Genomic DNA, 16,509 nt, shown 5'->3' on the forward strand with positions numbered 1-16,509 from the left:
TAACAGAATGTATTCTTAAGTTTAACATGTTATTAACTCTAAAAAAACAACTAATATGATTAAAAGCGTACTAAAATTACTGTTTGTCATATGCCTTTTTGGGTTCCAAGGCCTAGAAGCGCAGACAACAGTAAAAGGAACGATAACAGATGCTCAAAGCGGAATTCCTATTCCTGGAGCAAATATTATTGTTAAAGGAACTAGAACAAGTGCTTCATCAGATTTTGATGGTAAATACAGCATTAATGTTCCAAATCAATCGGCAGTTTTAGTTTTTACTTATGTAGGATCTGGTACTAAAGAAGTTGCTGTTGGATCGCAATCTACAATTAACGTATCTTTAGGTCCAGATGCACAGCAGTTAGGAGAGGTGGTGGTTACCGCTCTTGGTATTAAAAGAGAGAAAAAGGCAATTACTTATTCTGCACAAAACGTTTCTGTAGATGAATTGTCTGAAGCAAGATCATTAAACGTTGCTAACTCACTTTCTGGTAAAGTAGCAGGTCTTAACTTCTCTACAACTTCAAATGGTGTTGGTTCTTCTTCTAGAATTACTTTAAGAGGTAACAGATCTCTTAACGGAAACAACCAACCTCTTTATGTTGTAGATGGTGTGCCAATTAGTAACGGAACAACAACAACTAACCCTGATATTGATACAGGAGGAACTACACAGCCTGATGGTATCTCTAACATTAACCCAGAAGATATTGCTTCGATGACTGTTTTGAAAGGACCATCTGCAGCAGCTCTTTACGGATCTAGAGCATCAAATGGTGTTATCGTGATTACAACTAAATCGGGTAAATCTGGAAAAACTTCAGTTTCGTTATCATCTAACTTTATGGCTTCTTCGGCTTATAATTTGATGAATTTACAAAATGAGTACGGACAAGGTACAAATGGTGCTTATGTTTCTAACTCAAGTTCAAGCTGGGGAGCACCTCTAGACGGACGTCAGGTTTCTGCATGGCAGTTAGTTCGTAATCCAAATTATGCTGGACCAGCGACACAAAGCTATTCGCCACAGCCAAACAACGTTATTGATTTCTACAAAACAGGTTATAATTTAGCCAACACTTTGACTGTTACAGCTGGTAACGAAAAAGCGCAAGGTTATTTCTCTTATACAAACACGCGTGCTGAAGGTATTGTTGGAGGAAACCAATTGGACAGACACAATCTTAACTTAAGATTGACAAGCAAAATCTCTGATAAATTATCATTAGATGTAAAAACAAACTATATCGTTCAGGACATCGACAATTTATTAAGAACTGGAGAAGAGTCTATCGGAACATCTGCTTATTTATTGCCTCGTAGTATTGCTTACAACGATTACAAAGATTTTGAGTATTTTGATGCTGCAGGACAAAGACAAGTAAACTATTTCCTTGACGAGACTGGAGCTCCTGGAGGAAACCCATTCTGGTCTGCTCTAAGAGATGATGCTCGTACAGACAAAAGAAATAGATTTATTGGTTTAGCGTCTCTTAAATATGAGTTTACAAAAACATTAAGCTTACAAGGTAGAGCTGGTTTAGACCAAATGACAAACAAAAACGTAAGAAACAGATATGCAACAAATGCTTTCAATAGCAATATGGGTTCTTACAGCGAATCTTATGAAACAGTTAGCGAGTTAAACGTTGATGCTTTGCTTTCTTACAACGAAAAATTCGGAGATTTCTCTATTGGACTTAATGCAGGTGCGAGTTCATTGCAACAAAATAGTTCATCTTTAGGATCTGGCGGTGTTTTAAGTAAGAGAAACTTCTTTGCGTTATCAAACGTACAAACGATCCAATCTACTTCTACAGCTTCAGAAAAAAGAATTAACTCTGTTTACGGATTTGGTCAAATTGGTTTCAGAAACTATTTATTCTTAGATTTAACAGCTAGAAATGACTGGTCTTCTACTTTACCAAGTGATTACTTCTATCCATCTTTCGGACTTTCAGCAGTTATCTCTGATATGGTAACATTGCCAGAAGTAATTAGTTTTGCAAAAGTAAGAGCTTCTTACGCACAAGTTGGTAACGATACAGATCCTTATCAAACGCAACAAAGATTTTCATACATCGGAGGAAACGGTGGTATGTTATACGGACAAAGCACAAAAGCAAATCCAAACTTGAAACCAGAGATTTCTTCTTCTTCTGAGTTTGGTGCCGATGTTAGATTTTTCAACAACCGTTTAGGTTTAGATTTTACATACTTTAAAACGTTGACTAACAACCAAATTTTCTACATCAACACTCCTGAATCTTCTGGATATTCTAGAGCAATCGTAAATGGTGGAGATATCGAAAATAAAGGTATCGAGTTTACGCTTACTGCAACTCCAATTCAAACACAAAACTTTACTTGGGATATTACAGCAAACTATGCTTCTTATAAGTCAAAAGTAAAATCTATCTTTGAAGGACGTGACGAATTAGTAATTGGTGAAGGACGTTTAGTAAGAAGTAAAGTAGTTGAAGGTGGCGAGTACGGTGACTTATACATCAAAGGTTTCCAAAGAAACGCTGCTGGACAAATTCTTGTAAATAGTGCAGGTATTCCTTTAGCTACAAATGGTTTTGATGTTCGTGCTGGTAACTTTAACCCAGATTGGACTGCAGGTTTCAAAAACAACTTTAAATACAAAGATTTCTCTTTAAGCTTCTTAGTTGACTTTAGAATTGGCGGTGAAGTGATTTCATACACTCAAGCTAGACAAGCTGGTTTAGGGGTAAGTGATATTACCTTGGCAGGAAGAAATGGCGGAATCGTTGTGGATGGTGTTGTAGATAACGGAAACGGAACTTATACTAAAAACACAACAAGCATCAATGCTGAGCAATACTGGACAGCAATCGGTCAAAGAACTCCAATTGCAGAGCCATTCGTTTACGATGCTACAAACATCAGATTAAGAGAGCTTGTTTTTGGTTACTCAATGCCAAAACGTTTATTAGGTAACTCAGGATTTACAAGTATCGATTTCTCATTAGTAGGTAGAAATTTATTCTTCTTCTTAAACAAAGCAGAACACTTTGATCCAGAAGCGGGAGCAGGAACAGGAAACCTACAAGGGATTGAATCTTTCAACATTCCTTCAACGAGAGACTATGGAGTTAATGTTAAATTCGGATTTTAATTAAAAAAGAGATATCATGAAATATACTTTTAAAATAAAAACACTAGGACTTGCGATAGCGATGCTGTCTACTTTCTCTAGTTGTACAAAAGACTTCGAGGAAATAAATACAGATCCGAATTCGCTTACAGAGAGTCAATTAGACCCAACACTTGCTGGACCAGCATTTGCATCTGCACTATATGCAGGTATCCATAATGGTTCTTATTCGTCACCAGGAGTAGATGATCAAGGTACTTGGGGTATTGCAACCGGTATTTTATCATCAACTTTTATCCACTACTTAAACTGTGGATACGGAACAGAAAGAAATGCTTTCGTAAATGGATATGAAGGTAGAGGATGGACTAGATTTTACACTGTTGCAGCTCCAGCTTTAAAGAATGCTTTCAAAGCATCTGAAGGAAATGCAGAAGCTACTGCAGTATTAAAAATCTGGAAAGTTTTCATGTACAACCAAATGGTTGATGCTTATGGGCCAATTCCTTATACAGAAGCTGTTAATGGTAAAGAAAAAGTTCCTTACGACAGTGTAGAATTTATCTATACCGATTTCTTTAAATTATTAGATGAAGCCAATGCAACATTAACTTCTACTTCAGCAACTTCAGTTGCTTCTCTTGCCCCAAATGATAGAGTTTATGCAGGAAGTGTTGACAAATGGAGAATCTTTGGAAACAGTTTAAGATTACGTTTGGCATTAAGAATTTCTGATAAAGAACCTACAAAAGCAAAAACTCAAGCAGAAGCTGCGGTAGCTGCAGGAGTTATGCAGACCAATGATCAAAGCGCTTACTTTAAAGCTAGTAACATTACACCAAACAATTTAAACATGATTGTAAACAGCTGGGGTTATGTAATGACAGCTTCTATGGAAAGTATCTTGGTTGGTTACAACGATCCACGTTTATCAAAATGGTTTGCGCCAGTTTCTACAGGACCATACAGAGGAAATCCTGTTGGAGGTTTAGAAGATCAATTTGGAACTACAGAATTCTCTAAATTCAATAATGATGTTTTAGGAAATGGTCCTAATAACACACTTAGCGAAACTAAAAACATTGAAATCTTTATGGCTTCAGAAAACTACTTGAGTAGAGCAGAAGGAGCATTAAATGGATGGAACATGGGAGCAGATGCTAAAACTTTGTACGAAACAGGTATTAGATTATCTCTTGCTCAATGGGGAATTACAGAGGCTGCAACTGTTAATGCATACATCAATGGAGTAACATTACCAACATTGCCAAACATCTTGACATTATACCCAACTTTAGATTTACAAGATATTCCAGTTAAATTGCCAGTTGCTTGGTCTGCATCTACTGCTGATCAAAGAACTCAAATTGCGGTTCAAAAATACCTAGCAATTTTCCCAGAATCTTGGGAAGCTTGGGCAGATTTACGTAGAAGCGATGCGAAAGTAATCTATCCAGTTTTAAACACAGATAATCCAGATGCTGGAGTTGGTAAATCTTTGATGAAAAGAATTATTTATACTACAAATGAGTACTCAGCAAACAAAGTTGGTGTAGATGAAGGAATTTCTAAATTAGGAGGTCCAGATTCTGGTGGAACAAGACTTTGGTGGGACACAAAATAATTAATTTGGTAAAGTAAAAAATCAATCGATTTGTTACTTGAGCAGAAGGAGAGGAAACTCTCCTTTTGTTTTATAAATAGTGCAGTGAATTTTGCCCCAGCTTTAATTCGTTATAAATAATTATAATTTTTATCCAAATAAAATGATTGTAAAGACAAAATATACTGTTACGGCGCTATTGGCTTTATTTCTTTTTTCTAATAAAATAATTGCTCAGATAAAAGCCGTAAATATCGAAAGCAGTTATATTGCAGATCCGCCTGTTACAGCAAACAGCCACGCATCGACTTTGGTGGAATATAAGCCAAACGAGATTTTGGCAGCTTGGTTTGGCGGAAAATATGAAGGTGCAAAAGACGTCGGAATTTACATTTCGGCTTATAAAGACAAAAAATGGTCGGCACCTAAAAATTTGATTCAGCCACTAATTAAAAATGGCGATACACTTCCTTGCTGGAATCCTGTTTTGTTTAAAAGCAAAAGCCAGAATTTGTATTTGTTTTATAAAATTGGAAAAAATCCGAGAGAATGGTTTGGCGCTATGATTGTTTCGAAAGACAACGGAACAACCTGGGGAGAACCAAAATATCTTCCAAACGGAATTTTAGGCCCAATTCGAAACAAACCAATCGAAACGACTCCTGGCGTAATTTTATGCGGAAGCAGCACCGAAAGTGTCAATACAGACGAATGGCGTGTGCATGTTGAAGAATACACAGAAGCAACAGACTCTTGGAAGAAAATAGCCGTAGAAAATAATCAGAACTTTGATATCATTCAACCAACATTTTTAATTCACAGTAAAACTGATATTCAGATGCTGTGCCGCAGCAAACACAATAAAGTGGTTTCGAGCTGGTCGGGAGACAATGGCCAAAGCTGGATTAGAACCAACACCATAAATGTCATCAATTCAAATTCTGGTATTGATGCCTTAACAGTTGATAAAAACCTGTTTTTATTAGTAAATAATCCGCTTCCTATCGGCAAAGACTGGTTTAACGGACGAAATGTTTTGGATGTTGAATATTCTAAAGACGGTTTAAATTGGACCAAATTATTCAATCTGGAAAAACAGGAAAAAGGAGAATTTAGCTATCCAGCCATCATCCAAACCACAGACAAAAAAATACACGTTTTGTATACGTACGATCGAAAATATATAAAACATACCTCTTTTGATTTATAATCTTTGAGTTGATGGAACGCGGATGACACGGATTTACTTCGTAAAGACGCTGATTTTTACGGATTTTTTTTGAATTTATTTTTTGTAATATCTGCGTTTATCCGCGTTTTCGCAAAGCCAATCCGTATCATCCGCGTTCCATTCTATAGACATCTAATTATGAAAAAACACTTCATTGCAATTCTTTTATTTTGCTGCACTTTCGTGAATGCACAAATGGAGAAGACCTTTTATAAACACGATAAATATCTTTCGTCGGATAAATTGGAAGGTCGTTTTCCCGGTACTGAAGGAAATAACAAGGCGGCGGCTTATATTGAGAAGTATTTTAAAAAATATGGTTTAAAAGAATTCGGTAATTCATATTATCAGCCATTCAAAATTTTTGTCAAAGAAGGCATCAATAAAATGAAATCGGATTCTGTAGCAACGAAGAATGTTGTAGGCTATATCGAAGGTTCAGATCTTAATTTGAAAAACGAATACATTGTTATCGGAGCTCATTACGATCACTGGGGTTGGGGCGGACAAGGTTCTGGAAGCAAAAAGAAAGAAACATTTGCCATTCATAACGGAGCAGATGACAATGCCTCTGGAGTTTCGGCTTTGCTGTGTATTTTGGAGGAAGTTGCTAAAATGAAGATGAAGCCAAAAAGAAGCATCATTTTTATTTCGTTTAGCGGAGAAGAAGAAGGATTGTTGGGCTCAAAATATTTCATTAATCATCTTCCAATTCCAAAAGAAGCCGTAAAAGTGATGCTAAACATGGATATGGTCGGGAGATTAAACGATAAAAAAGAGCTTTATATGGGCGGAGCAGGAACTTTTCCGAACGGAGTAGAGCTGATGAAAAAACTGCAAGAAAACAGCGGATTAAATCCCGTAATTCACGCCGGTGATGTTGGCGGCTCCGATCATGTTTCTTTCTACAAAGAATCCATTTCTGCGGTTGGTTTTCATACAGGCGGACATCCGCAATACCACACGCCAGACGACGATATCGAACTGATTAATTCAGACGGAGGAGCATTGGTAGCAGAATATATTTTTAATGCCCTAACACAAATTGCCAATTACGAAGAAGCTTTGGTTTTTATTAAACAGAATTGAGTTGTTGGATCAAATATTATTAATCCAACGGATTAGATTTAATCTGTGTATATCTGCTTTAATCTTTTTAAATCTGCGTGAAAAAATCTACGTGTAAAAGTATTTCACGCAGATCTGACAAGATTTCAGCAGATTAAATTAGATTTTATTTATGGAATAAATTAAGTCGACTAGTGAAATTAATGCCTGTTCAATTTCACAAAATGAGTTAAGTTAATTAGTTTTTGTTTGTTAGAAGACGGTGTCTATTAAATGTTATAGACGCCGTCTTTCATTTTAAAAGCCCATGAAGCCATGGCATCAATAACAGGAAGCAATCCGTTTCCTGCATGGCTTAATTTATATGTTACAAATGGCGGTACAACAGGTTTTGCCTCGCGAATAACCAATCCGTCTGCTTCTAATTGTTTTAAATGCTGAATAAGCATTTTTTCTGTCACAGCTGGAATTGCTCTTTTCAATTCACTGTAACGCTTATCACCGGTCGATAAATGATATAAAATAATAGGTTTCCAGTAGCCTCCAATTTTCTCCATAACAAAAGTTACGGGACATTTTTCCAACGCATATTGTTTGTTTTCCTGAATAGTAGACGATTCTTTAATTGCTGTCATGATACATACTTTAGGGTAAGTACTTGTATAAAAGTAAGTACAAAGATACCTTTGTCTTGTCAAATAAAAAACATTTTAAGATGAAAATTATAATCTCAGGTTCATTAGGAAACATAGGAAAGCCATTAACGGCACAATTAGTACAGTCAGGTCACGATGTAACCGTTATCAGCAGTAGCGAAGATCGCAAAAGGGACATTGAAAATTTAGGAGCTAAAGCTGCAATAGGATCAGTTAATGATGCTGATTTTCTTTCTAGAACTTTTGTAGGAGCGGATGCTCTTTTTGCCATGACACCTCCAAATATGGGTGGAGTAAATATTGTAAAAAATACTACAGATGCTGGTTCCGCTTTCGCGAAAGCAATCCAAACAGCAAACCTTAAAAGAGTAGTAATGCTAAGCAGCATTGGAGCTGATTTGCCAACAGGAAACGGACCAATTGCAGGTTTGCATAACATAGAGAAGATTTATGAAAAATTAGACACTTCTATCACGTTTTTAAGAGCAGGATATTTCTACATCAATTTCTTTAATGATATTCCGATGATAAAAGGAGCAGGAATTATGGGAGCTAATTTTCCTGCATCAAATCATATTCCGTTAGTGCATCCAAAAGATATAGCGGTGGCTGCAGCAGAAGAATTACAGAAAACTCAAGAGGGTAAAAACATTCGCTATATCATTAGTGATGTAAAAACTCCTTCAGAAATTGTAAAAGCTTTTGGATTTGCAATTGGCAAACCAGAACTTCCTTGGATCGAATTTACAGACGAGCAATATTTTGGAGGAATGACTCAAGCAGGAGTTCCAGAAGAAATGGCTGGTTTATATACCGAAATGGGTACAGGATTACGCAATGAAACGATTGCGGCTGATTTCTTGACAAATGATGGAAAAGTAGACGGTAAAATCAAATTAGAAGATTTTGCTAAAGAATTTGCTTCAAAATTCTAATCATAATCTGTGGGGTAAAATTTTTAAACACATAGAGACATAGTTTTTACGCGTCATAAATATGTTGAAGGAAAAAATAATGCATATAGTTAGCTATGTGTTTAAATTGAACCCGATAGGATTTGACACATCATATAAACAAACATTCCGCTTACTAAGAATAGAAGCGGAATGTTCCAATTTTAAAAAAAAATCTCAAAATGAGAATTGTTCACAGACTGTTTTTAGTCCGTATTTTTTAGAAAACACCGATGTAGTGGTTTCCTGGTTTGTTTACCAGTTTAGCACCTTTAGTAACTTTTCCAGAAGGAATATCAATTACATAAATGTTGCCATCTTTTCCAACTGGAGTAACAGCAATGTAGAAATTGTTTCCGTCAACCACAAAACCTTGATATTGTCCGAAATTTAGATCGGCATCATAGCCAATGCCTTCTACTTTTTGAGCCGTTCTTGCATTCAGATCCAATCGTGCTAAGAAACCTTGTTCTGTTCCTTCGTAAGTGTAAACCGCATAAGCAATTCCGTTTCCAACATATCTCCAAGCATCGATATAACTTCCTTTAACTCCTAAAGCAGTATCTAAACTAAATACGTAATTATCATCGTATTGATTGTTTTGATTAATTCTTAAAATGTAAGAACCTTTTTGAATATCTCTTTGTGTAGCTTGGTAAATGTTTCCATCAGTAGCCACAAAACTGTTAAAACTTCTGTAACCGCTAGTATCTCCAAAGGCAACTTTAGAAGTAATTACAACAGGATTTTCTAAAGAAGGATAATCTACAACAACAGATTTTGAACCCAAACGTGTAAATGAACTTTCGTTTTTTGACGGATCAGCAGTATTGGTTTTACGCATCCAAGTTCCGATAATTAATTTGTTTCCAGCTTTGTTCAATGTTGGGGCATCCAAACGGAAAATGTGGTGTCCTTGAGCTTCTTCTTCAGCAGTTAATGGAATATCGTATTGTTTGTAAGCAGAAATTAAAGTTTGTTTCATGTCTAATGACAATACAGTAGCTTTTCCTCTTGTGTTTTTGTAGCTTTTATCTTCGTTTACACTAACAACAGGAGTAGCCACATTTACTGCAACACCAGTTTTGTCACCATCAAAAAGTTTTACCCATCTTGGGGAAGTGCCAGCATATTGAGAAATATTTACTTTAGCCTCAGATTCTGTAAACTTGTTTCCGCCATTTACTTTGTACGTCATAAATTCACCTCCATTAGCACCTGTATAAGTGATATTGAAAAGAGTACTTCCATCTACAGAAGATTGTAAGCGTGCAGTTCTGCTAGATTGTACAGGAGTTCCGTTATCGTAAACGTTTACAGAAAAATTAGGATCTATAGCATTTTCTTTGCTGATTGCATACACTTTTGTACCGCCATTTCCGTCACCTGGATCGGTTTGCATAACTGCTCCCGCTACGGTAATCCAACGGCCATCTGTTACTGGATTAACAATTTCTGTATTTTTGTTATCGTCGCTGCTGCAAGCTGCAGTTAATGCAAGCGCACCAACCATTAAGCTAGATGTAAATAATTTAAATGTGTTTTTTTTCATCTTTATAGCATTTAAAAATTAGTTATTTATTGAATGATTAAAATTTATTTAAGGTATAGTTGAGTTTTAAATAAAAGGCTCTTCCCGGTTTTTGGGCAGCAAAATTGTCGTAAACCTGTTCGTCAAACACATTTCGCGTATCAAAACTTACTGTGAATTGCTTGTTCGGAAAAACATAGCTTAGACCTAAATCTTGAGGAAATTGTGCTGTAGTTCTATCCGTTTCCAACCATGAAGTGTAAAACGGCGCTACATAACCGCAGTAGTAATACAGATTGAGTTCTGATTTACTCTGAATAACATTTCTAAAATTATACTGAAGATTAGCGTTTAAATTAAAGAAGGGCTCGTTTGGAAGCTGTTTGTTGTAATTTGGAAGAACGTTTCCGTTTTTATCGTATTTGTCTTTAAACAGGGAATTGAATTTGGAAAGATTCATACCAGCAAAAAAGCGATTGTGATAAGAATATTGAAAGGATGCTTCAAACCCAACAGATTGTACTTTTCCTAAATTGACAAATGGAGAAGCTTGAATGGCTTCATTGACGCGATCACTAATCTGGCGAACAATTTTATCTTCGGTATTTCTCCAAAAAGCATTTCCTGAAACCGTAAGTTTATGATTATTCATTTCGTACGGACTAAAGCGAAGACCTGCATTAAAATTATTGCTCTGCTCTGGTTTTAGTCCAGAATTGCTAATGATATTTTCTCCAGGATTGCCAAATATTTCATTTTCTGAAGGAAGTCTAATTGCTTTTTCCGCAGAAGCCATTACCATCACTTTTGGAAGAATAGAATAGGAGGTTGCCATTCCGTAACCATTGTAATTTGTTCTTTTAGAAGTAACAACTTCTTTTACGACATTCTGACCATTTTCGGTTGTAACCTGCGGATCTCTTTGCTCATTTTTCATGTTGTAATTTTTGAGAAAAAGATTCGCTCTCAATCGAGATTGAAACGCAGTCATTTCGTAAGCGAATGAAGAAACCGTTTTGGCTAAATCTCTCGTAATGATGAAATTTCGTGTAATTTCGGGCTGCATTTCATCATAATCATTTCGGTCAAGAATATACGTCATAACATTCACAAGCACTTTATGATTCTCCGTAATCGAATAGCTAAGACCCGCTCGAGTATTAAAAATATCAGATTTCATATGATTAACCGTTGGCGCGCCTTGTTGTGCTCCCGTATTCGTCAAAATAGGTTGACCATAAAGGCCAAGGGCTTTTTCGCCGTTCCAATTGTAATTCCACTTTACTGTGTCATTAATCACATCGTTTCTATGGCTGTAAACAGAAATAAGAGAGAAATCTAGATTCTTAATTAGAAAGTTTCTTTTGCTGTAATTCAGACTAAAGACATTTGCTGCAGATTCGCTAAAACGACCTTTATAAGGTTTTGTCATGTATTGTCCGTGCTGAATCTGATTGTAATCTTGAGAACCATTGTAGCTGATAAGAAGATTATCTGCCCAATCGACATTAGTAAAACCAGCTTCTAATCTTCCTCCAAAAGAACGGTACATGCTTTCAAATCGCTTGGCGCGAATGTATTCGTAACGTCCGTTTGGTGCGATATTGTAAACCCATTTTCCCCAAACTTCATAGTCATTGTCAGAGTAATTCTGAAAAGCATTGGCCTTTACTGTAAATCCGTTTTTGTCTCTAAAAGAAGCATTTACGTTAGATTGAACGGTATTAAAAGAACCGTACGAAACAGAAGCATTTAAACTATTTTTAGCCCCTTTTTTCAAAACCACATTAATAGCGCCTCCAAGCGAATCATCGGCTAAATAAGCAGGTACAACGCCTTTAAAAACTTCAATTCGTTCAATCAAAGCTGGCGGAATACTATTTAGACTGAAAGATGCGCCATAAGTCTGGATTGGAACTCCATCGATGAAAATTCGAATAGCATTTCCAGACATTCCGTTGATATTGTACGTAACCGCAGAACCCAAACCTCCATTTTGCCTGATTCTAACACCACCTGAACGATCCAGTAAATCATTGGTTTGCAAATTTCTTTTTGCAGCTTCTTGCGTTTCGATTACATTAACTGCAAAGCCTTTTTCTATAATGTCTTTTTTGAAGCTTTTTTTCTCAATTTTTACTTCTTTAAGCGCTTTCGGATCTGTTATTTTTTCTAATGCAATATTGATTTGATGCAATGGTCGATTAACCGAGATATGTATGGTTTTCGGTTTAGCTTCCATAGAAGAGACTTCCAAATTGTAACTTCCATAAGCCAAACCTTTTATTTCAAACTGACCATCGTTATCGACTACCACAAACTTCTTTGTTCCTGTAATTTGAACAGATGCCCCAAAAGCAGTTTCGTTATTGGCAAAATAGATTTTTCCTGTAATTTTTCCGGTTTGTGACCAAGCTAAAATAGTAAATAAGAATAGAAGTAAAGTTGTTCTCATATTGAGTCTGCAAATAAAAGTGATGCAAACTTATGCGATAATTTAAATTTAATCTAAATAAAGTAATTAGAAGATTATTAGAATTGCAAGGTTGATTCTAATGTTATTTTAATGTTAGATGTGAAGATGTAAAATGTAAAATGTGGATTAGTGATGTTTTCCTGAGTGAAGTCTAAGGATATGCACAATGTATTTTTTTATGGAAATGAAACAATCTCGCAAAGTCGCAAGGTCGCAAAGTTTTTTCTAAATAACCTCCAGCTTTAGCTGGAGGTTATTTAGAAGCAATAAAAAAGGCTTTAGCCAAATCTTTCCAGCTTTTTTGTCATTTCGACGAAAGGAGAAATCACACAAGCAATTCCGCTTGGTATATCGCCAATCTTTGTCGAATTACTAGTGTGATTTCTCCTTTCGTCGAAATGACAAACTTTATGATAAAAACTTCAAGTAAAATAAAATAAAACTTTGCGTCTCAGCTCCCGATTGCTATCGGGATTGCGAGATTAAAACATTCACTTTGCGCAGTCGCTCAGGAAGACAAAGAAAAGCACAATTCAGCACTGACATTTGACATCTCACATTTGACATCTTACAATTTACAATTTATAAGCGAAGTTCGTAGACTTAATAATCTTCCCTGTATCTGTAATCATTACACAACTGTAATCAGGGAATTTCTGAAGTAAAAGCAAACCTTCTTTTTGCCCTAAAACCATCATCGAAGTGCTTAAGCCATTTGCGGTTTCTGCATTCGGACCAAAAACCGTTACGCTGCATAAACCAGTTGCAGGATAACCAGTTGCAGGATTTATAATGTGGGAATAACGCTTTCCGTTAAAAACAACAAACTTTTCATAACTGCCAGAAGTAGTGACAGCACCTTCTTTTAGCGGAATAGCAGCTAAAATCTTCTCCGGTTTAAACGGATTCGTAATTCCGATTTTCCAATCTTTTCCGTTGGGTTGTTTTCCCCAAGTGCTCATGTCTCCAGAACCGTTAATAATTCCAGCTTGAACACCTTTTGCAATCATCATGGTACGACATTTATCGGTTGCGTAGCCTTCGCCTAAAGCACCAAAACCAATTTTCATTCCTTTTAATTTCAAGAAAATAGTCGATTCTAGACTATCTAAAATGATGTTTTTATAACCCACTTTCTCTACCGATTTTTTTATAGCTTCTGCTGAAGGCATTTCGGTCATCGAACCATCAAATTTCCATACGCGATCTAAAGCAGCAAAACTCACGTCAAATCCGCCATTGGTTATTTCAGAAAGTTTAATGGCTCTTTGCGCCAGTTCAAAAACTTCACGATCTACTTTTATGGGTTTAATACCCGCATTTTGATTGACTTCAGAAACTTGAGAATCGGGTTTCCAATCGGAAATTAAATTTTCAATTCGAGTGATTTCGCCAATTACAATATCAATATTTTGTTCTGCCGAAAGCGAATCTTTATCGACAATGCTAATATCAAAACGTCCGCCCATAAGCAAAGTCGTTCTTTTTCGTAATACTTGCGAATGTGCAGATAAACAACAAGTAATTACAAAAAAGAATAAAATTTTATGGGAGAACATTTTACGCATAAAAAGGTTTTAGTTTAGCTCCAGCGGAGCGAATATTTATAGATAATTGTTAGTAGAGATTTTAAAGCTCCAAGGAGTGACATTTCAACCATCAACCATCAACAATTCATAATTAATAGCAGTCCGTTAAAAATTGTTTATTGGCTTTGTATTCTTCAAGTGTTTTTAATCCTTTTGATACACACAATTCGCTTAAAACAGCTTCGACATCTTTCTGCATGGCAAGCGAACCGCAAATCATAATAACACCGCCTTTTTTCAATAAATTAGTAAAGAACGAGGAATCTCTTTTAATCAAATCCATTACATAAATGTGTTCGGCTTCGCGAGATAAAGCGACATGAAAATTATCCAGATGTTCTTTCTGCATCATGATTGCAGCAAACTTTTTGTAAGCCATTAAAGTTGGTGTTTCCATTCTAAATCCGCTATAGAGATGAAGTTCCTGTTTGGCTTTGTTTTGTTCAATCATTCCTAAGAAAGGAGCAATCCCTGTTCCGTTAGAAACAAAAGCTACTTTTTGCGCTTTCTTTGGAAGATGGAAAGCGGGATTTTTTACAATCTGTGCTTTTACGATATTTCCTGGTTCCAAAGCATTCAAAAAGCCAGAACCCAATCCGTTGGGATGAAGTTTTACCACTAACTGAATGTTTCCAGAATGATTTCCGATAGAGTAGAGGCGTTCTCTAGAATCATTAGCAGGATAAATTGCCAATAAGTCGCCAGAACTAAATTTTGCTCTTGAACTAGCTCTTAAAGTCAGTATAAAAGTATGTTCGGTTTCAGAAATTGGCGTTTTATCCAAAACCATTAATTTTTGCAAGCCTTTTGGAACGTGATTGTATAATGATGGAGTTGTCGCCAAAGGAATTCCCGTTTTTTCGCTCCATAATTTTACCCATTCTACAAATTCAACAGCCGATTTATCGTTTACAGTCTGTAGATTTAAATAACGGTCTGCCCATTTTTGCTTTCCTAAAAGCTGATCGATTTCAATAGCAAACTGGCAAAAGTCGGGATACGATTTAGAACCAAAACCAACTACAGAAAAATGAATGCTTTGTTCTTGATTTTGTTTTTCTAACAAAGCTTTAAATTGCGTTCCGTTAGAAGGCGCGTCTCCCAAACCATGAGTCGACGTAAAAACGATAATGTGTTCGGCTTTTGGATAAGTGGCATATTTATTCAACTCGCTCACAAAAACTTTTTGTCCGTGATTAATCAATTGTTTCTGAATGGAATTGGCAAATCGGAAAGTGCTTCCATTTTCAGAACCGACTAAAAGGATAAAAGTACTTTCGCTAGCCTTAAATTTATTTTTAATTCGACTAGATCTTCTTTTTAAAGTAATTGCAAAACCAGAATAAATAAAGAATAAAATATTAAGGCACGCAATAGCCAAAATAACCGCCCAGATTCCGTTAATTCTTCCTGTATGAAGATCAAGGCTTAATGCCGCAAATTGAGCTGTCATTGGCGAAAGCTTTTCAGAAATTACAGTTCCTGTAACCTGATTTACTTCAACTTCTCTGTCTTTCAGTTCAATGATATAATATTCTTCTGGATCGTCTGTAAAAGGAAATTCGATTTTCTTTACATCAGACAATAAAGTGGTATTGAAAATTGAAGTTGTTTTCGCTTTATCTGAAAGTTCAGTTTTTACAGGTTTTGCTTTTTCTTCGCCCATAAAAAAGTTGAATCTTTCTAGCGATAAATAAGTTCCTGTAAGCGAAATAATCAAAATCGGAATCAAAGCCAATCTTCCTAAAAGAACATGATAATATTGTGCAAAGTATTCTTTGATTATTTTAGAAAAGAAATTTCGGATCCCGCGCTGTCTTTTTAAAACCAGCACAAAACCCGAAATGGATATTAGCAGTAAGCAAAAAGAAATTACACCTACAAAAAAACGTCCCGCTTCATGAAGAAATAGCGAACGGTGCAAACTCGTAATCCAGTTGATGAATTCAGATTTTTTTGCAGGAGTTCCTAATACTTTTCCAGTTTTTGGATCAATGTATGCTTTAACATCATTTCCTTCTGCATCAATGGCTTGAAGCGTTACAAACTGATTGTAATCGACACTTAATTCTGTAATTTCAGAATACTGTTTCTTTAAAATTGGCAGGGTTTCGCCTAGAGTTATTTTATTAAAATCTTCTGCTTTGTAAGGAAGTGTTTTTTCCTGAACTGCATCGACTGCCAGAATGATTCCTGTTACCGAAGCCAAAAGCAAAAAAATAGAAGAAAATAAGGCTAGAGCCAAGTGCGCGTAACGCCAAAAAGAAAGAGTCATTGAGTG

General features: G+C 36.0%; 10 protein-coding genes. 5 read left to right on the forward strand and 5 right to left on the reverse strand.

Annotated features, from left to right (window positions below):
• Positions 1 to 55 precede the first annotated feature (55 nt).
• The 4 genes from J7574_RS20290 (at position 56) to J7574_RS20305 (ending at position 7,044) form a co-directional block, all read left to right on the forward strand.
• Positions 56 to 3,142, forward strand: a complete 3,087-nt coding sequence (locus J7574_RS20290; RefSeq protein ID WP_290973028.1) for a SusC/RagA family TonB-linked outer membrane protein — start codon at positions 56 to 58, stop codon at positions 3,140 to 3,142.
• Between the two features lie 16 nt (positions 3,143 to 3,158).
• A complete protein-coding gene (locus J7574_RS20295; RefSeq protein ID WP_290973031.1) occupies positions 3,159 to 4,745 on the forward strand; it encodes a SusD/RagB family nutrient-binding outer membrane lipoprotein in 1,587 nt (528 codons plus the stop codon).
• 142 nt (positions 4,746 to 4,887) lie between these two features.
• The gene (locus tag J7574_RS20300) at positions 4,888 to 5,934 is read left to right on the forward strand and encodes an exo-alpha-sialidase (RefSeq protein WP_290973034.1); all 1,047 of its coding nucleotides are present in this window, start codon (positions 4,888 to 4,890) and stop codon (positions 5,932 to 5,934) included.
• A 159-nt stretch (positions 5,935 to 6,093) separates the two neighbouring features.
• A complete protein-coding gene (locus J7574_RS20305; RefSeq protein ID WP_290973036.1) occupies positions 6,094 to 7,044 on the forward strand; it encodes a M20/M25/M40 family metallo-hydrolase in 951 nt (316 codons plus the stop codon).
• Between the two features lie 248 nt (positions 7,045 to 7,292).
• Here J7574_RS20305 and J7574_RS20310 read toward each other — a convergent pair whose 3' ends face one another.
• The gene (locus J7574_RS20310; protein WP_290973038.1) at positions 7,293 to 7,658 is read right to left on the reverse strand and encodes a helix-turn-helix domain-containing protein; all 366 of its coding nucleotides are present in this window, start codon (positions 7,656 to 7,658) and stop codon (positions 7,293 to 7,295) included.
• 80 nt (positions 7,659 to 7,738) lie between these two features.
• Here J7574_RS20310 and J7574_RS20315 point away from each other — a divergent pair, with 80 nt between their 5' ends.
• Positions 7,739 to 8,614, forward strand: a complete 876-nt coding sequence (locus tag J7574_RS20315; RefSeq protein WP_290973040.1) for an NAD(P)H-binding protein — start codon at positions 7,739 to 7,741, stop codon at positions 8,612 to 8,614.
• Between the two features lie 238 nt (positions 8,615 to 8,852).
• Here J7574_RS20315 and J7574_RS20320 read toward each other — a convergent pair whose 3' ends face one another.
• The 4 genes from J7574_RS20320 to J7574_RS20335 all read right to left on the reverse strand — a co-directional run bounded on the left by J7574_RS20320 (position 8,853) and on the right by J7574_RS20335 (position 16,503).
• Positions 8,853 to 10,184 carry a hypothetical protein gene (locus J7574_RS20320; RefSeq protein ID WP_290973043.1) on the reverse strand — a complete coding sequence of 444 codons (1,332 nt, stop codon included), beginning with the start codon at positions 10,182 to 10,184 and terminating at the stop codon, positions 8,853 to 8,855.
• A 37-nt stretch (positions 10,185 to 10,221) separates the two neighbouring features.
• Positions 10,222 to 12,618: a TonB-dependent receptor gene (locus tag J7574_RS20325; RefSeq protein WP_290973046.1), complete on the reverse strand. Its 2,397-nt coding sequence runs from the start codon at positions 12,616 to 12,618 to the stop codon at positions 10,222 to 10,224.
• Between the two features lie 596 nt (positions 12,619 to 13,214).
• The gene (locus J7574_RS20330) at positions 13,215 to 14,207 is read right to left on the reverse strand and encodes an FAD:protein FMN transferase (protein ID WP_290973050.1); all 993 of its coding nucleotides are present in this window, start codon (positions 14,205 to 14,207) and stop codon (positions 13,215 to 13,217) included.
• Between the two features lie 112 nt (positions 14,208 to 14,319).
• On the reverse strand, positions 14,320 to 16,503 hold the full coding sequence (locus J7574_RS20335; protein ID WP_290973053.1) for a PepSY domain-containing protein: 2,184 nt from the start codon (positions 16,501 to 16,503) through the stop codon (positions 14,320 to 14,322).
• Between the last annotated feature and the right edge of the window lie 6 nt (positions 16,504 to 16,509).

This window comes from Flavobacterium sp. (assembly GCF_017744675.1).
Classification (GTDB): Bacteria; Bacteroidota; Bacteroidia; order Flavobacteriales; family Flavobacteriaceae; genus Flavobacterium.